The sequence below is a fragment of the Micrococcus sp. 093350064-1 genome (assembly GCF_053627955.1).
The window spans coordinates 300,409-317,976 of record NZ_JBSEYU010000002.1; the positions used below are offsets into that span (position 1 = coordinate 300,409).

Consider the following 17,568-nt stretch of genomic DNA (forward strand, 5'->3'; position numbering starts at 1 on the left):
CTCAGGCGCGCGGCTCCGAGGTGCCGACGAGCTGGGCGCGGGAGTCGGCGGTCGCGTGGGCGCGGGCCTCGACGATCTCCTCCTCGTCCTCGCCGAAGATGTCGCCGCGCGGGGCGTCGTAGCGGTCCCGGTCGAGGATGCCCTCCTGGGAGGCCACGAGGGCGGGGATGAGGGCCTGGCCGGACACGTTGAGGGCGGTGCGGCCCATGTCCACGATCGGGTCGACGGCCAGGAGCAGGGCCATGCCCTCGAGGGGCAGCCCGGCGGTGGACAGCGTGAGCGTGAGCATCACGGTGGCGCCGGTGGTGCCGGCGGTCGCGGCGGAGCCCAGCACGGACACGAGTGCCACGAGGGCGTACTGGCTCAGGCTCATGTCGATCCCGTAGAACTGGGCGATGAACACGGCGGCCACGGCCGGGTAGATCGCGGCGCAGCCGTCCATCTTGGTGGTGGCGCCCAGCGGGACGGCGAAGGAGGCGTAGCCGGTGGGCACGCCGAAGTTGCGCTCGGCCACCCGCTGGGTGACGGGCAGCGTGCCGAGGGAGGAGCGGGAGACGAAGCCGAGCTGGAACGCCGGCCACACGCCGGTGAAGAACTGCTTGACGGAGAGCCCGTGCAGGCGCGCCAGCACCGGGTACACCACGAGCATCACGAGGGCCAGGCCCACGTAGATCGCCACCACGAACTTGGCCAGCGTGCCCATCGTGGACCAGCCGTACGAGGCCACGGCGTTGCCCAGCAGGCCGATGGTGCCGATCGGGGCCAGGCGGATGATCCACCACAGCAGCTTCTGGATGATCGCGAGCACCGAGCGGGAGAACGTGAGGAACGGGGCGGCCTTCTCGCCGACCTTGAGCGCGGCCACGCCCACGACGATCGCGATCACGAGGATCTGCAGCACGTTGAACGTGGGGGAGGAGGCGAGCGCCCCGTCCTCGCCCGCCGTGGTCTTGACGGTCAGGCCGAGGAAGTTCGCCGGCACCAGGGAGGTCAGGAAGTCGAGCCAGCCGACGTCCTTGGCCTGGTAGGACGCCGGCGCGGTCTGGCCGGTGCCCACGCCCGGCTGCAGCGCGACGCCGACGGCGAGGCCGATGAGCACCGCGATGAGGCTCGTGATGGCGAACCAGAGCAGAGTCTTGGCGGCCAGGCGGGCCGCGTTGGTCACCTGGGCCAGGTTGGCGATGGAGGCGACGACGGCGAAGAAGACCAGCGGGACGACCGTGGCCTTCAGCAGGCTGATGTAGATGCTGCCGACGGTGGCCAGCGTCTCGCCGAGCCAGGTCGGGTGCTCGGAGGTGTGCCCCGTCGCGCGGGCGATCAGGCCCAGGACGAGGCCGAGGACGAGGGCGGCGGCGATCTGCCAGCCGAAGTTCGACGTCCAGGCGGGGAGCCGGCGTCGGGGCGCCGGTGCGGGGGAGGACTGTGCGGTGCTCATCCGGGGAGGTTAGGCGGTCCAATACCACGGCGCCGAAACGGATTGCGCCATGTGACGTCGTGGTGACGTCCGTCTCGCCCCCGCGTGGCCCAGCGCGGGGGCCCTGTGACGTGGCCCGCACCCGGGTCGCCGGTTTGACCCCCGGGCATAGAATCGCGGAAACACCCGTCCCGAAAGGCGCCTTCGTGACCAACACCAGCACCGGTCCCAGCCCCGAGCCCGTCCACTCCTCCTCGGATCCCTTCGGCTTCTTCGGCCTCACCTACGACGACGTCCTGCTGCTGCCCAACGCCACCGACGTGATCCCCGCGGACGCGGACCCGGGCACCCGGCTGACCCGCAACATCCGCTTGAACATCCCCATCGTCTCCGCGGCGATGGACACCGTGACCGAGGCTCCGCTGGCCATCGCCATGGCCCGCCAGGGCGGCATGGGCATCATCCACCGCAACCTGTCCATCGAGGACCAGGCCCGCCACGTGGACACCGTGAAGCGCTCTGAGTCGGGGATGATCAAGGACCCCGTGACCATCGGCCCCGACGCCACGCTCGCGGACTTGGACGAGCTGTGCGCCCAGTACCGCGTCTCCGGCCTGCCGGTGGTGGCCGAGGACATGACGCTGCTGGGCATCATCACCAACCGCGACACCCGCTTCATCCCGCGCGAGGAGTGGGCCACCCGCACGGTGGACACCGCCATGACCCGCATGCCGCTGGTCACCGCGCAGGAGGGCGTCTCGCGCGCCGAGACCATCCGCCTGTTCTCCCAGAACCGTGTGGAGAAGCTGCCGCTCGTGGACGATGCGGGCCGGCTGACCGGCCTGATCACCATCAAGGACTTCGACAAGGCGGAGCAGTACCCGGACGCCGCGAAGGACGACGAGGGCCGGCTGCTCGTCGGCGGCGCCGTCGGCTTCTTCGGCGACGGCTGGGAGCGCGCCATGGCGCTCGTCGAGGCGGGTGTGGACGCCCTCGTGGTGGACACCGCGAACGGCCACACGCACGGCGTGCTGGACATGATCGCGCGCCTGAAGAAGGAGAAGGCGGCCGCGCACGTCGACGTCATCGGCGGTCAGGCCGCGACCTACGCGGGCGCCAAGGCGATCGTCGACGCCGGCGCGGACGCCGTGAAGGTGGGCGTGGGCCCGGGCTCGATCTGCACGACCCGTGTGGTGGCCGGCGTCGGCGTCCCGCAGATCACCGCCATCTACGAGGCGGCCAAGGCCACGCGCCCCGCGGGCGTCCCGCTGATCGCCGACGGCGGCCTGCAGCACTCCGGTGACATCGGCAAGGCCCTCGTGGCCGGCGCCGACTCGGTGATGCTCGGCTCCCTGCTGGCCGGCACGGCCGAGTCCCCGGGCGACCTCGTGTTCTACCAGGGCAAGCAGTTCAAGACCTACCGTGGCATGGGCTCCCTGGGCGCCATGCAGACCCGCAACGGCACGCGCTCCTTCTCCAAGGACCGCTACTTCCAGGCGGACGTGCCGGACGAGGACAAGCTGATCCCCGAGGGCATCGAGGGCCAGGTGCCGTTCCGGGGCCCGATCGCCTCGGTGGTCCACCAGCTCGTGGGCGGCCTGCGCCAGACGATGTTCTACACGGGCGCGTCCACGGTGGCCGATCTCAAGGAGAACGGCCGCTTCGTGCGCATCACCGCGGCGGGCCTGAAGGAGTCCCACCCGCACGACATCATGATGACCGTCGAGGCCCCGAACTACCGTTCGCGCTGACCCGCACGTCGGTTCCGGGGGGGCCCCCGGACGGGGCGGCGCCGACGACACGGTCGGAGCCGCCCCCGTGGCGCCTGGGCTAGGCTGGCCCGGTGACGAACCAGATTGAGATCGGCCGCGGCAAGCGCGGCCGCCGGGCCTTCTCCCTCGACGACGTGTCCGTGGTGCCCGCGCGGCGCACCCGGGATCCCCAGGATGTCAGCCTCACGTGGCGCATCGACGCCTACACGTTCGACATGCCCGTGATCGGTGCGCCCATGGACTCCGTGATGAGCCCGGAGACCGCCATCGCGATGGGGCGGCTGGGCGGTCTCGGCGTCCTCAACCTCGAGGGCCTGTGGACCCGCCACGAGGACCCGCGCCCGCTGCTCGAGGAGATCGCCGCCCTCGAGGCCGGCCCGGCCGGGACCGAGGCCACCCGCATGCTGCAGGAGGCCTACGCGGCCCCCATCCGCCCCGATCTGATCACCGAGCGCCTCGCGCAGATCCGCGAGGCCGGCGTCGTCGTCGCGGGCTCGCTGACCCCGCAGAACACGCAGGAGTTCTACCGCACCGTCGTGGCGGCGGGTGTGGACCTGTTCGTCATCCGCGGCACCACCGTCTCGGCCGAGCACGTCTCCTCCACCCAGGAGCCGCTGGACCTCAAGCAGTTCATCTACGAGCTGGACGTGCCCGTGATCGTGGGCGGGGCGGCCGGCTACACGCCGGCCCTGCACCTGATGCGCACCGGCGCGGCCGGCGTGCTCGTCGGCTTCGGCGGCGGCGCGTCCACCACCACGCGCCGCGCCATGGGCATCCGTGTGCCGATGGCCACGGCCATCTCGGACATCGCCGAGGCGCGCCGCGACTACATGGACGAGTCCGGCGGCCGCTACGTGCACGTGATCGCCGACGGCGGCGTCTCCACCTCGGGGGAGATCGTCAAGGCGATCGCCATGGGCGCGGACGCGGTCGTCCTGGGCGCCGCCCTGGCCCGCGCCACCGACGCCCCCGGCGGCGGCTGGCACTGGGGCCTCGAGGCCGTCCACCCGGAGCTGCCGCGCGGGCACCGCACCCACGTGGGCCAGGTGGCTCCGCTCGAGGAGGTCCTGTGGGGGCCCGGCCGCCACGCGGACGGCACGTCCAACCTGATGGGCGGCCTGAAGCGCGCCATGGCCACCTGCGGCTACACCGAGCTCAAGGACTTCCAGAAGGTGGAGGTCCTCGTGACCCCCACCCAGGCCGTCTGATCCCCGCCGCCGCATGGCGGCACCCCGACCGGAAGAGTTGATACGGCGTGCTGCGCACCGCCCTCAAGCCCGTCTGGCTGGCCACCCTGGTGCTGGCCCTCGTGGCGGCCGCGGTCTTCGTGGCGCTGTCCAAGTGGCAGTTCGAGTCCGCGGAGACGAACGCGCCGCCGCCGCGCACCCAGACCGAGCACGCCGTGCCGTTCCTGGAGCACGTGCGCCCCTACGAGGCCCTGCTCGGCTCGCAGGCAGACCAGGTCGTCACGGTCGAGGGGGAGTTCGTGCCCGGCACGGACGTCCTGGTCGGCCCGCGCCTGCTGAACGGCCGCGACGGCTACTGGACGGTCACGGCCCTCCGGGTGGCCGGCGCCCCGGACGGCGAGGTCGTCCCGGTGGTCCGCGGCTGGTCGGCCCGCGCCGACGTCGTGGACCCCGCGCCCGCCGGGCAGGTCACCGTCACCGGACGCCTGCTGCCCCCGGACGGGCCCCTGCCGCGTGAGGCAGCGGCCGAGGACACCGCCGACCGGCTCCTGTACCGCAGCCTGGCCCCGGCCCAGCTGGTGAACGTGTGGGACGAGCCGTCCTACGCGGCGTACGTCGCGGCGTTCGAGATGGTCGACGCCGCGGGCGCCGAGACGGGCGCGGCCGGCCCCGGCGGGCTCGAGCCGGTGTGGGTGGCCCCGCAGCCGGAGGAGACCCAGATCATCTGGCTCAACGTCTTCTACGCCGTGGAATGGATGCTCTTCGCCGGCTTCGCCCTGTTCCTGTGGTGGCGGTTCGTCCGCGACGACCACGTCCGGGACGAGCACGAGCGCCGGCTCGACGAGGAGTGGGCCGCGCAGTGGCGCGCCGAGGAGCTCGAGCGGCGCCGGGCGGCCGCGCGCGAGGCCAAGGAGCGGGCCGTCGCGGCACAGTCCGCGGCGCACCCACGCCAGGACCACGACGACGACGGGGCCGCGCGCCCCGACCCCCGCGACCCGGGCCCCCGTGGGCCCCGAGAGGAGCAGAGCCGATGAGCACCCAGCACCCCGGCCCCCAGCCGGTGGACCCGGCGAGCCTGCCGGATCCCGAGGACATCACGGAGGCCGACCTGCCCGAGCCGCCCCCGCGGCCAGGCCGGGAGCATCGCCGTTTCGCCGGCACCCAGCAGCAGATCCGCTCCGCCACCCGCCTCTACGTGGTGTGCGCGTGGATCACCGGCATCATGCTCCTGCTGCTCGTGGCGGAGATGGTGCTGAAGTACGGCATGCACGTGGAGCTCTACGCGGGCGGCACCACCCTGGACGGAGAGGCCAACGGCCTGGGGCTGCACCCCACGGACAGCGTGACCGGGGGAGTGAACCTGTCCCTGTTCATCCTCATCGCCCACGGCTGGATGTACGTGGTGTACCTGCTCGCCTCGTTCCGCCTGTGGTCCCTGATGCGCTGGGAGCCGCTGCGCCTGCTGGCGATGGCCGGCGGCGGCGTCGTGCCGTTCCTGTCCTTCGTGGTGGAGAAGCGCATGACCCGCGTGGTCCGGGACGAGCTGCACCGCTTCCCGGACGCCGCGCGGCGCTACTGAGCGCCTCGACTATCCTGGACGGGTGACGCAGAATGCCCCCCACCCCGACACCCCCGCCCCGCTCAGCGACGTGATGCCCACGGTGCTGGTGCTGGACTTCGGCGCCCAGTACGCACAGCTCATCGCGCGTCGTGTGCGCGAGGCCAACGTCTACTCCGAGGTCGTGCCCGCCTCCACCCCGGCGGCGCAGATCCTGGAGCGCAAGCCCGCGGCGCTGATCCTCTCGGGCGGGCCGTCGTCGGTGTACGAGCCCGGCGCCCCGCAGCTGGATCCGGCGCTGCTCGAGGCCGGGGTGCCCGTGCTGGGCCTGTGCTACGGCTTCCAGTCGATTGCGCACGCCCTCGGCGGCACCGTGGCCAAGACCGGCACCCGGGAGTACGGCTCCACCCGCCTGGACTCGGTGGACGCCGACTCCGTGCTGTTCGCGGGCCAGGACCTCGAGCAGGTCGTGTGGATGTCCCACGGGGACGCCGTGACGCAGGCGCCCGAGGGCTTCGCCGTGACGGCCTCCACCGCGGGCGCCCCCGTCGCCGCGTTCGAGGACCGCGAGCGCCGCATCTTCGGCGTGCAGTGGCATCCCGAGGTGGGCCACTCCTCCCGCGGCCAGCGGGTGCTCGAGCAGTTCCTGCACGTGGGTGCGGGCCTGGGCTCGGACTGGACGGCCAGCGGGGTGATCGAGGAGCAGGTCGAGCGCATCCGCGAGCAGATCGGGGACAAGCGGGCCATCTGCGGCCTGTCCGGCGGCGTGGACTCCGCCGTGGCCGCGGCCCTCGTGCAGCGCGCCATCGGCGACCGCCTCACCTGCGTCTACGTGGACCACGGCCTCATGCGCGAGGGCGAGTCCGCCGAGATCGAGCAGGCGTTCGGCGAGGCCCACGGCGGCGCCCGCCTCGTGATGGTGGACGCGCGCGAGGACTTCCTGTCCGCGCTGGCCGGCGTCACCGACCCCGAGGCCAAGCGCAAGATCATCGGCGAGCGGTTCATCCGCACCTTCGAGAAGGCGCAGGCGGACATCGTCCTCGAGTCCGAGCACGACCCGGACGCCACCGAGGTCCGCTTCCTCGTGCAGGGCACGCTCTACCCGGACGTCGTCGAGTCCGGCGGCGGGGACGGGGCGGCCAACATCAAGTCCCACCACAACGTGGGCGGCCTGCCGGACGACATCGAGTTCGAGCTGTGCGAGCCGCTGCGCGAGCTGTTCAAGGACGAGGTCCGCGCCGTGGGCGCCGAGCTCGGCCTGCCCGAGGGCATCGTGCACCGCCAGCCGTTCCCGGGCCCGGGTCTGGGCATCCGCATCATCGGCGAGGTCACCCAGGAGCGCCTGGATCTGCTGCGCCGCGCGGACGCGATCGTGCGCGCCGAGCTCACCGCGGCCGGGCTGGACCGCCAGATCTGGCAGTGCCCGGTGGTGCTGCTCGCGGACGTGCGCTCCGTGGGCGTGCAGGGTGACGGCCGCACCTACGGCCACCCGGTCGTCCTGCGCCCCGTCACCAGCGAGGACGCCATGACGGCGGACTGGGCGCGGATCCCGGACGACGTCCTGTCCCGCATCTCGAACCGCATCACCAACGAGGTCGACGGTGTCAACCGCGTCGTGCTCGACGTGACCAGCAAGCCGCCGGGCACCATCGAGTGGGAGTGAGCGGCGCGTCCGGCGCCGCATCCGGCCGCCCCTGACCGGGGCGGCCGTCCGCACGAAGACCGCCTGGACCCAGGCGACGGAGGAAGGACCGCACGCACGTGACCGAGCAGGAGTTCCCGCGCCTGGCCCGCGCCCGCGCCGCCGCACGCCCCGACGAGGGGCAGACCCGCCCCGACCCGGCCGCCTGGGTGTCCTCCCTGGGCTCGGGCGCCGAGAACGACACGATGCTGCGGTTCGCGCCCTCGGCGGCCAACAGCATCGACCTCACGGAGGCGAACTCCTCCGGCGTCTCGCAGCTGCTGCTGGGGCGGCGCACCCGCCTGTCCACCCTGCTGCCGGCCGGCCCGGAGCTGGACGCGGCGCACGAGGTCTCCCTCGGCCTGCGCGCCAAGGTCCGCGAGCTGGCGGAGGAACGCGGCATCGACGTCGGCGCGCTCGCCGTGGGCGTGGCCACGTGGACGGCCGAGGAGGACGGTCGGCGGGAGCGCCGCTCCGCCCCCGTGCTGCTGGCCCGCGTGGCCCTGACGGTGCGCCGCGGCGCCCGGGGCCGGGACGAGCTGGAGGTCCAGATCACCGAGCCGGCCCGCCTGAACCCGGCGCTCGTGCGGAACCTGCGCCGGCACCACGGCATCGCCCTGGACCCCGAGGCGTACCAGCAGGCCGCCTACGCCACGGCGCGCCTCGAGCCCGCCCCCGCGTTCGCCCGCCTGCGCGAGGAGACCGCCGCGATCGCGGACCTGCACATCCAGGATTGCCTGCTCGTCTCCACGTTCGCGGACCTCGGCGAGACCGCCTCCCTGCCCGCCTCCCTCGAGGATCTGCCGGTCGTGCAGGCCCTGTACGACGCCGGGACCGGCATGGTGCCCCGCCCGGCGGCGCTGCAGCCCACGGGCGCGCCCGCGGAGGATGACGTCGCCCCGGCGGACGAGCGCCTCGTCGTCGACGTCGACGCCGCCCAGGCACGCGTGCTCGAGCACGCCGCGGCGGGGGAGTCCCTCGTGGTGGCGGCCGCCCCCGGCACCGGGCAGACCCAGACCGCCGCCGCCCTGGCCGCGCGCCTGGCCTGGGAGGGTCGGCGCGTGCTGGTCGTGGCCGAGCGCTCCGCCGCCCTGGCCGACGTGCTCGACCGCCTCGAGGAGGCGGACCTGCGCTCGATCGCGCTGGATGTGCCCGCCAACGCGGACCCCGAGCTGCTCCGCCGCCAGCTCGTGCAGGCCGTCCTGCGCTCCGAGCGGGCCGTGGACCCCGACACCGCCCGGGACGAGGCCGCCCTGACCGAACGACGGCGCCGGCTGCAGGAGCACGTCGGCTCACTGCACCACGTCCGCCCCCGCTGGGGCTGCTCGCCGTTCCAGGCGATGCAGGCCCTGGCCGCCCTGACCGGGCTCGAGACGCCGCCGGCCACCACCGTGCGCCTCAAGCGCTCCGTGCTGGACTCCACCGTGAACCGGCAGGCCGTGGGCGAGCAGCTCGTGCGCGCCGGGGAGCTCGGCGCGTTCTCGGCCGCCGCCACCGAGAGCCGCTGGTTCGGCGCCCGCGTGCGCAACGTGCAGGAGACCGAGGCCGCCTCGGAGCTGGCCGACGAGCTGGCGGCCGCCCTGCACACCACCCGGCGCGCCGTGGACACCGCCGCCGCCCAGGCCGGCCTGCGCCCCGAGCGCACGGTGGCCGGCTGGGCGGAGCAGGCGGACCTCTACCGCCGTGTGGCCCGCACCCTCACCGAGTTCACCCCCGAGGTGTTCTCCCTCGACGTGCCCCAGCTGGTCGCGGCGACCGCCACCAGCTCGTGGCGGCGCCTCCACCTGGTCGAGATGTCCTCGGTGACCCGGTCCCGCCTGCGCCGCGCGGCGAAGGACGCGGTCCGCCCGGGCGTGCAGCCCACGGACCTGCACGGCGCCCTCGTGGACGCCGCCGCCGTCCTGGAGGACTGGAACCGCCACGCCGCCGAGCCGGGCACGCCCCCGCAGGTGCCGGACCAGGGCGAGCACGTGATGGGCCAGGTCGGCCAGGTGCGCGAGCGCCTGCGCCGGCTCGAGGGCGTCCTCGCCCCGGAGGCCGTGGCCGAGGCGCCCTTGGAGGAGCGGGACGTGGACGACCTCGTGGCCGCCGTCGACGGGCTCGTGGCGGACCGCGACACCCTGGCCACGCTGCCCGAGCGCACCCTCGTGCTGGACAGCCTGCGCGACCACGGCCTGGCGGAGCTGCTCGAGGACCTGCGCGACCGCGAGGTGCCCACCGAGGCCCTGACCGCCGAGCTCGAGTTGGCGTGGTGGCAGTCCGCGCTCGAGGCGATGATCTCCGGGGACGACTTCCTGGCCATGATGAGCGGCACGGACCTGGCGGAGGTCGAGCGCGGGTTCCGCGACCTGGACCGCGCCCATCTCGAGCGCGGCGGCGCCCGGCTCTCCGCCGCGCTGGCCGCGCGCTGGCGGGAGGCGCTGCGCACCTATCGCGCGGACGCGGCCGTGCTGCGCACCCTGCTCAAGCAGGGCAGCCCCACGGTCGAGTCCCTGGCCACGATCACCCCCGAGCTCCTGCAGCCGCTCGTGCCGGTGGTCACCACCTCGCCCATGGCCCTGTCCGAGTTCCCCCCGGAGTGGCGCGCCGACGTCGTCGTGCTGCTGGAGGCCGACGCGACCGCCCTGGCCACCGCGATGGGCGCGCTCACCCGCGCCCCCCAGGTGGTGGCCCTCGGCGACCCGGTCATCGGGCGCCCGCAGTCGTTCCAGGTGTCCGTGGACCCGACGGCGACCGCCGGGCCCCTGCGCCCGCTGCGCTCGGCCCACGACGCGCTGGACGAGGTGCTGCCCACCCTGCCGCTGCGCACCGTGCACCGCCCCCTCGAGCGGCGCCTCGTGCGCCTGCTCTCCGCGCTCGCCTATGACGGCGCCCTGGACGCGCTGCCCACCGCGGGCGAGGCCACCGGCCGGGATCGTGCCGTCACGGCCGAGTACCTGCCCGAGGGCACCGGCATCCCGATGACCGGCGGCGACGTGGTCGAGTCCACGAACGCCGAGGTCGCCCGCACCGTGGAGCGCGTGTTCGAGCACATCCGCGACCGGCCCGAGCAGTCCCTGGCCGTGGTCACGGTGTCCGAGCAGCACGCCCGCAGGGTGGCCGCCGCCGTGCAGGCCACGGCCGCGCAGGCGCCGTGGGCCCACGAGTTCCTCGCCCGCGGCCGCGGCGAGGACGCCGCCGACGCCGAGCCGTTCGTGATCGTGCCGGTCGTGCGCGCCGCCTCCGTGGTGCGTGACGCCGTGATCCTCACCCCCGGCTACGGCCGCACCCCGCACGGCCGCGTGGTGCACCACTTCGGCGCCTTCTCCGACCCGGACGGCGAGCGCATGGTCACGGTTGCGCTCACCCGCGCCCGCCGGCGCCTGCACCTCGTCTCGGCGCTGCGCGCCGCGGACCTGGACGAGGACCGGCTCGACGGCGGCGCCCTCTGGTTCCTGCGGCTGCTCGAGGCCTACCTGGGCGACGACGCCGCGGACCCCGTGGGCATGGGGGGCGATCCGCTGCTGGCCGATCTGCGCGACCGGCTCGAGGAGCACGGCGCCCGGGTCCTGCCCCGCTACGCCGGCGTCATGGACCTGGCCGTGCTCGATCCGCGCGCGGACCAGGACGAGGCGCCCCGTCCGCTGGCCCTGGCCGGCGACGGTGGCGAGGTGTACCGCGCCCTCACGGTGCGGCAGCGCTCGCGGACCCTGCCCGAGGGGCTCGAGGCCCGCGGCTGGGAGCCCCGGACCCTGTGGTCGATCGACGTGTTCGCGGACCCGGAGTCCGTGGCCCGCGAGCTGGCCGACCGGCTGGGCGTGGAGCCGGCGGACGAGACGGACGAGACCGACGACGATGCCCGCTGACGGCGCGCCGCGCCGCCGCGGCCCGCGCCGGGCGGACGCCCCGGGCACCGGCCCGGCAGCCGCCGACGGCCGCGAGCCGCGCCTGCCCGGGATGCCCCGGCTGGCCGGGCAGGCCGGGACGTCGCCGGCGACCGCGCCGACCGGACATGAGGCCGGGGTCGAGACCGGTGCGGCCGAGGCCGAGCGCGACCGCTGGCTGCGCGAGCAGCGCCCGCCCCACTGGGGCTGAGCCGGCCCGATGCGGCCGGGTCAGTCCGCGGGGGCGGAGGACGAGGACGACGTCGAGGACGTCGAGGACCCGGCGGCCGAGTCCGAGGTCGATCCGCCGGCCGAGCCGGTGCCCCCGGTGCCGGAGCGCGAGTCGGTCCGGTAGAACCCGGAGCCCTTGAAGCTCACGCCGACCGAGCCGTACTGCTTGCGCAGGACGCCGCCGCACGCGGGGCACTCGGTGAGGGCGTCGTCGGTGAAGGCCTGGACGACGTCGAAGGCGTGGCCGCAGTCCTTGCAGCGGTAGGCGTAGGTGGGCATGCTCAGCTCCAGCTCGCTCGGGGCGCGCCGGGGCGCGCGGTTCTGGGGGGATCCGACCCCCGATGCTACTCCGCGCCGCGGGCCGGGCTCAGACCCAGCGCAGCCCGGCCGCGGTGACGACGCCGTCCACGGGCCGGTCCGTGGGCTCGGCAGGGATGGCGCCCGCCGGCAGCAGCTCGTCCTCGAACACGAGGGCCACGGTCGGCACGCTCCGCGGCAGCTCGGCGAGGAAGCGGTCGTAGTAGCCCCCGCCCTGGCCCAGGCGCATCCCGTCCTCGGCCACCGCGAGCGCCGGCATGACCACCGCGGTCGCCGCCGCCAGCGCGTCGGTCCCGAGCCGTTCGCCCACGGGCTCGTCCACGGGGGCGTTCGCCGCGCGCGCCGTCGCGACGCCCGGGTGCCAGGAGGCCCAGCTCAGGCGTCGTTCCGGCTCGATCACGGGGACGAGCACCCGCGCCCCCGCGGCCAGCAGGCGGGTGCGCAGCCCACCGGTGTCCGGCTCGGTGGCCATCGGCAGCACGGTGGCCACCACCGGGGCGGTCCCGTCCGCGGTCGCCGCGGCCACGCGCGGACCCAGCCACGCCCACAGGTGCTCGACGGCGGCCGCGGACTCGGCGGCGCGGCGCGCGGGGGAGCGGTCGCGGCGGGCGGTGCGCAGGCGCGCACGCAGGGTGGCCTTGGCGTCCACGACGTCGTCGACGCCGGCGACGGGGCCCGTGGCGGCGGGCTCGGGCACGGGAGGGGGAGTGCGCATGTCCCCATGATGCCCGCCGCACCGGTGCCGCGCCCGGCCGCGCATAGGATCGACGCCATGTCCTGGCAGCGTTCCCCCTGGCCCGTGACCCTGCGGCACAGCACCCTCGCCCTGCGGCCGCTGCGGCGGCGGGACCGGGAGGCGTGGGAGGAGCAGCGGGCGCACAACCGGGAGTGGCTGACGCCGTGGGACGCCACGAGCCCCGTGCCGGGCGCGGGCCCGGCGTCGTTCGGGCAGATGGTCCGCTGGCACGGCCGCCAGGGCCGGGACGGCAGCGCCTACACGTGGGGCATGGCCCTCGACGACGACCGCCCGGACCGGGACCGCCTGGTGGGGCTGCTGTCCCTGGGCGGGATCCAGTACGGCTCGGTGCTCTCCGGCTCGATCGGCTACTGGATCGACCGTCGCGAGGCGGGTCGGGGGCTGACGCCGACGGCCGTGGCCATGGCGACGGACTGGGCGTTCCGCAGCGCCGGTCTGCACCGGGTCGAGGTCAACATCCGCCCGGAGAACGCGGCCAGCCTGCGGGTCGTGGCGAAGCTCGGCCTGCGCGACGAGGGCCTGCGGCGCGCGTACCTGCACGTGGACGGCGCCTGGCGGGACCACCGGACGTTCGCGGTGACCGCCGAGGAGGTCCCCGACGGCCTGCTGGCCCGGTGGCTGGCCTCGCGGCCGCGCCCCTGAGGGGCCGACGGGACACGCCGCGTGCGGACACGCCGCGATGGCCGGACCGGTCCGCCCCCGGCACTAGGCTGACCGCATGGACGAGACCACCGCGCCGACGAGGGCCGTGCAGGCCGCGCTCGACGCGCTGGCCGACGCCCGGGTGAGCGCGTCGCTGGTCATCGTGGCCCTCGTGGCCTTCTTGGCCTGGCGGCTCGTGCTGCGCCGCCATCGTCTCGCGTCCGCCCCCGCCCGCCCGTCGATGCCGAGGTCCTTCATGCACCGTCTGCAGAGCTCGCCCGCCGTCCGTGCCCTGACCGCCCGGTTCTCGGGCCGCCTGAGCGCCGCCGCCGACGCGGCGCGCGCCGCCCGCGGCCGGACCGGCCTGCACATCCGGTGGGGGCGCACGGCGCTGTTCCTCGCCGCCCTCGTGGCCCTGCTCGTGTTCCTCGTGGCCGGTCTCGCCGCGGCGTTCGGCGCGGGCACGCTCGCCCTGGCCGGCTGGTCGCTCCTGTTCGCCGTGGCCGGGCTGGCCGGCCTGCGGGCCCTCGCGGTCCGCGACCGCACCCGTCGTGCCCGGCCCGCCGCCGTCGTCGTCCCGGAGCGCCCCGCCGCCCCGGCGGCCGAGGAGCGGCAGGCCCCGCCCGCGGACCCCGAGCGGGACCGCCGCGTGCTGGAGACCGTGCTGGCCTTCGAGACCGAGGCGCCGCGCCCGGCCGCCGCGCCCGCCGCACCCCGGGTCGAGCCCGTGGTGGTGACCGCCTCCGCCGCCGCCCCCGCAGCGGACCGCGCCGTGACCATCCCCGCGGTGCCGCGCCCCACCTACCTGGACGCCCCGGAGATGGCCCGCCCCCTGCCGGCGCCGCTCGAGACCCCCGCCCCCACCGGCGCGGACACCCGGCCCCAGGACGCCGCGCGCACGGCGGACGATCAGATCAGCGCCGCCGCCGAGCAGGACATCGCCGCCCTGGACCTGGACAACGTCCTGGCGCGGCGCCGGGCCTGCTGAGCCCCGCCGGGCGGCCGCGCCCGTGAGCATCGACCGAGCCGCCGCGCGCCAGGCCGTCCGCGCGTCGGGCGAGCGCTGGCTGCGCACCCGAGCCGACGCCCTGCACCTGCAGCGGGGCCGTCGGCTCGCGCGCGTCCTGGACCTGGACGTGATGACCGGACGCGCGGGCGACGCCCGCGTGCGCTCCCGCACCCTCGTCCTCGCCCGCGACCCCCGGCACCCCGACGTCCCCGCCGCGGCGTGCCCGCCCGTCCCGGGCGAGCGCGGGATCCTGGAGGACGGCACCCTGTGGTGGTGGGCCCCCGCCGACCCCGTCCTGCCAGGCCTCACGCTGACCGCCGACCCGGACGCGCTCGCGGCCCTGCTCGGCACGGCGCCGGGCCGGGCCCGCCTCACGTGGCGCGGCTACCGGCCGCGGGACCGCGCGGTCCTGGCCGTCGAGGCGACCGGCGACGACGGCGTCGCGGCCCGCACGTTCCTGAAGGTGCTCCCGCCCGCGCGCGCCGCACGGGTCGCCCGGCGGCAGGCCGCCGCGGGGGCGGCCGGGGTGCCGGTGCCCGCCGTCCTCGCGACGCCGGAGCACGGGGTGCTCCCGCTCGCGAGCGTGCCGGGCCTGCCCTGGCGGGCGCTGCTGGCCGGGCCCGAGGCCGCCGGCCTCGACCCCGCGCGGGTCGCCGCGCTGCTGGACCGGCTGCCGCCGGTGCCCGAGGAGCCCCCTGGCCCGGCCGGCCCCACGGCCGGGGCGGCCGGGTGCGCCGACACGGACGACGGCGGACCCGCCATCCTGCTCGAGCACGCCACGTGGGCCGCCGTCGTGCTGGACCCCGAGGCCCAGGGCGAGGTCGCAGCCCGGGCCGACCGGCTCCGCGCGGCGCTCGCGGCCGGGGATCCCGGCCCACGTGTGCCCGTGCACGGCGACCTGCACCCGGGGAACCTGCACGTGGACGCGGCGGGGGAGCGGATCACCGGCGTGCTGGACGCCGACGACCTGGGCATGGGACACCGCGTGGACGACTGGGCCGTCCTGATCGCCCATCTCGAGGCGGGCGCCGTGGACCTCGGCGCCGGCGGCGCCGCGCTGCGCGCCGTGGCCGCATGGTTCCGGCACCACGCCCGCACCGAGGTCGACGAGGTGGCGCTGGCCGCCCGCGTCGCGATCGTGCTCGCCGCCCTCGCGGCGCAGCCGACCGCGCCCCGCGCCGTGCGGTCCGCCCGCCGGGCCGCCGCCGACGCCGCCCTGGCCCGCGTCGGCCTCTGACCCGCGACGGCGGCCACCCCCTCGAGCGGCGGTCAGTCCGCGCCGAGCCCCTCCCGGAGCGCGTCGAGCTCGTCCCGGACGCGCGCGGCGCCGTCGTGGTCCCCGAGGGCGGACAGGCACTGGTGCAGGCCCGTGAGCGCCCCGAGGCGCACGAGCGTGGACTCGGTGGACTCGCACACCAGGCGGAAGAGCGTCGCGGCCTGCTCGGGGCTGCCGTCCTCGGCCACCGCGTAGGCGGCGAAGAGCTCGGCCTGCGCGGCGCCCTCGCGGTCCCCGGCGGCGGTGAACAGGTCGGCGGCCTGCAGCGCGGTGGCGATCGCCTCCGGCCCCCGCTCGAGCGACCACAGGGCACGGGCGCGGGTGTCCGTGTAGTCGGCCACCTGCCAGTCGGCGCCGGCGTCCCGCACGAGGGCGAGCGCCTCCTCGAGGAGGTCGAGGCCCTCCGCCTGGCCGGACTCGCACAGCAGGTACCCGTGCGCGTGCAGCGCGGCCGGCAGCACCGCCGGGTCCTCGTCCACCGCCTGGCGCGCGGCCGCGACCGCCCGCTCGAACAGGTCGAGGGCGGAGGGCCGGGTGCGTTCGTCGCGCTCGCGGTTCACGAGGGCGCCGGCGGCCAGGAGCGTGCGCGCGGCGTCCTCCCACTGGCCGTGGGCCTCGAACAGGCCGGCCGCCTCCCGCCACAGGGGCAGCGCGTTCTCGGCGCGGTCCTGGTCGTGGTGGGCGTGACCGAGGTCCACGAGGGCACGGGCCTGCTCGACGTCCCGGCCGTGGGTGGCCTCGCGGCGCACCAGCCGGGCGAGCAGGGGCTCGGCCTCGTCGGCGCGGCCGGCGAGCACGAGCTGGTGCGCCCACCAGTAGCTCAAGCTCGAGGCCTCCGGCGCCTCGGCCTTCTCCGCGTGCACGGAGGCCAGCTCCCACGCGGCCACGGCGACCTCCTCGTACCCGTCGAGGTCGCCGGCCACGCGCCCGGCCAGGGCCGCCGCGGAGGCGGCGCCGCGCCGCAGCCCGACCGAGGCCATCCGCTCCGCCGCCTCGAGCGCCAGGTCGAGGGCCGCCGTCGGACGGTCCAGCTCGTGGGCGGCGATCGCCCGCACCGTGGTGGCGGAGGCGAGGACGGCCCGGGCGGCGGGCAGCGCGGTGACGACGGCGGCCGCCGCGTCCGCCTCGGCGTGCTCGCCCCGCCACAGGTGCAGGCGGGCGAGCAGCAGATGCGCGCTGGACCACGAGCCGGTGGGCAGCAGGGCACCGGCCGCGCGCAGCCCGCCCAGGACGGCGATGACGCGGCGGGCCAGCTCGAGCGCGGCGTCCAGGTCCCCGGTGTGCACGCGGTGCACGGCCAGGGCCAGGGCGGCCTCGGGCAGGACGGTGTCCCCGGGGTCCTCGCCGGGAGCGCCCGGCTCGTCCTCCACGACGCCGGCCAGCACCGCCGCCTCGACCGTGTCCGGGTCGCGCACGAGGGCGCCGCCGAGCTGGGACTCGAGCCCGGCCTGCCGGGGCCGGCCGAGGTGGCGCAGCAGCGCCGCCCGGGCCTCCACCCAGCGGGTCAGGGCGGCCTCGTCCCCGACCTGGCCCGCGGCGACGGCGAGCGCCCGCAGCAGGGCGAGGCGGACGTCGTCCTGGCCGGGCCCGAGCGCGGCGAGACCGGAGTCGGCGAGGCGGGCGGACTCCCGGGGCTCGTCGCGCAGCGCGGCCTCGAGGGAGAGCTCCCACCAGCCTCGGGCGTCCAGGGCGGTCGGGGCGTCGGGCGCCGCGGTGCCGCGGGCCTGCCGGAGCAGGGCGCGCACCCGGTCCAGGGCGGCGTCGACGGCCGGCTCCACGGGGCCGCCGGAGGGGTCGTCCCGGTGGGGCGGGTCCTGCGGGGTGTCCACGGGCGCTGCTCCTTCCGGTGGTGGGACGGGT

General features: G+C 76.2%; 14 protein-coding genes. 10 read left to right on the forward strand and 4 right to left on the reverse strand.

All coding sequences use genetic code 11. The features are described 5' to 3' along the window. Position 1: 1 nt before the first annotated feature. On the reverse strand, positions 2 to 1,435 hold the full coding sequence (locus ACUW6W_RS03520) for a dicarboxylate/amino acid:cation symporter (RefSeq protein ID WP_144825270.1): 1,434 nt from the start codon (positions 1,433 to 1,435) through the stop codon (positions 2 to 4). Between the two features lie 185 nt (positions 1,436 to 1,620). Here ACUW6W_RS03520 and guaB point away from each other — a divergent pair, with 185 nt between their 5' ends. The 7 genes from guaB to ACUW6W_RS03555 all read left to right on the forward strand — a co-directional run bounded on the left by guaB (position 1,621) and on the right by ACUW6W_RS03555 (position 11,686). Continuing rightward, positions 1,621 to 3,165, forward strand: coding sequence for an IMP dehydrogenase (gene guaB / locus ACUW6W_RS03525; RefSeq protein ID WP_144825269.1), 1,545 nt, complete (start codon positions 1,621 to 1,623; stop codon positions 3,163 to 3,165). A gap of 92 nt (positions 3,166 to 3,257) precedes the next feature. Beyond that, positions 3,258 to 4,394 carry a GuaB3 family IMP dehydrogenase-related protein gene (locus ACUW6W_RS03530; RefSeq protein WP_060974318.1) on the forward strand — a complete coding sequence of 379 codons (1,137 nt, stop codon included), beginning with the start codon at positions 3,258 to 3,260 and terminating at the stop codon, positions 4,392 to 4,394. Between the two features lie 47 nt (positions 4,395 to 4,441). Further along, a complete protein-coding gene (locus ACUW6W_RS03535; RefSeq protein ID WP_036340919.1) occupies positions 4,442 to 5,407 on the forward strand; it encodes an SURF1 family protein in 966 nt (321 codons plus the stop codon). Beyond that, the gene (locus ACUW6W_RS03540; RefSeq protein WP_036340922.1) at positions 5,404 to 5,952 is read left to right on the forward strand and encodes a DUF3817 domain-containing protein; all 549 of its coding nucleotides are present in this window, start codon (positions 5,404 to 5,406) and stop codon (positions 5,950 to 5,952) included. The genes ACUW6W_RS03535 and ACUW6W_RS03540 overlap by 4 nt, the downstream gene beginning before the upstream one ends. A 22-nt stretch (positions 5,953 to 5,974) precedes the next feature. Next, positions 5,975 to 7,594, forward strand: a complete 1,620-nt coding sequence (gene guaA / locus ACUW6W_RS03545; RefSeq protein ID WP_044659454.1) for a glutamine-hydrolyzing GMP synthase — start codon at positions 5,975 to 5,977, stop codon at positions 7,592 to 7,594. Positions 7,595 to 7,692: 98 nt separating this feature from the next. After that, on the forward strand, positions 7,693 to 11,457 hold the full coding sequence (locus tag ACUW6W_RS03550; RefSeq protein ID WP_445373220.1) for a DUF4011 domain-containing protein: 3,765 nt from the start codon (positions 7,693 to 7,695) through the stop codon (positions 11,455 to 11,457). Next, a complete protein-coding gene (locus ACUW6W_RS03555) occupies positions 11,447 to 11,686 on the forward strand; it encodes a hypothetical protein (protein WP_454179810.1) in 240 nt (79 codons plus the stop codon). The genes ACUW6W_RS03550 and ACUW6W_RS03555 overlap by 11 nt, the downstream gene beginning before the upstream one ends. A gap of 20 nt (positions 11,687 to 11,706) precedes the next feature. Here the strand turns inward: ACUW6W_RS03555 and ACUW6W_RS03560 are convergent, their stop codons facing one another. Beyond that, positions 11,707 to 11,985 carry an FmdB family zinc ribbon protein gene (locus ACUW6W_RS03560; protein WP_041104378.1) on the reverse strand — a complete coding sequence of 93 codons (279 nt, stop codon included), beginning with the start codon at positions 11,983 to 11,985 and terminating at the stop codon, positions 11,707 to 11,709. Between the two features lie 88 nt (positions 11,986 to 12,073). Next, entirely contained in the window at positions 12,074 to 12,739 is a 666-nt protein-coding gene (locus tag ACUW6W_RS03565; RefSeq protein ID WP_152743779.1) for a 5-formyltetrahydrofolate cyclo-ligase, read from the reverse strand. 57 nt (positions 12,740 to 12,796) lie between these two features. Between ACUW6W_RS03565 and ACUW6W_RS03570 the strand changes: the two genes are divergently transcribed. The 3 genes from ACUW6W_RS03570 (at position 12,797) to ACUW6W_RS03580 (ending at position 15,669) form a co-directional block, all read left to right on the forward strand. Continuing rightward, positions 12,797 to 13,423 carry a GNAT family N-acetyltransferase gene (locus ACUW6W_RS03570; protein ID WP_036317850.1) on the forward strand — a complete coding sequence of 209 codons (627 nt, stop codon included), beginning with the start codon at positions 12,797 to 12,799 and terminating at the stop codon, positions 13,421 to 13,423. A gap of 76 nt (positions 13,424 to 13,499) precedes the next feature. Then, positions 13,500 to 14,411 carry a hypothetical protein gene (locus ACUW6W_RS03575; RefSeq protein ID WP_101965829.1) on the forward strand — a complete coding sequence of 304 codons (912 nt, stop codon included), beginning with the start codon at positions 13,500 to 13,502 and terminating at the stop codon, positions 14,409 to 14,411. Positions 14,412 to 14,433: 22 nt separating this feature from the next. After that, positions 14,434 to 15,669: a phosphotransferase gene (locus ACUW6W_RS03580; RefSeq protein WP_152743780.1), complete on the forward strand. Its 1,236-nt coding sequence runs from the start codon at positions 14,434 to 14,436 to the stop codon at positions 15,667 to 15,669. 32 nt (positions 15,670 to 15,701) lie between these two features. On the opposite strand, the gene ACUW6W_RS03585 is transcribed toward ACUW6W_RS03580, so the two are convergent. Beyond that, the gene (locus ACUW6W_RS03585; RefSeq protein WP_454179817.1) at positions 15,702 to 17,537 is read right to left on the reverse strand and encodes a hypothetical protein; all 1,836 of its coding nucleotides are present in this window, start codon (positions 17,535 to 17,537) and stop codon (positions 15,702 to 15,704) included. Between the last annotated feature and the right edge of the window lie 31 nt (positions 17,538 to 17,568).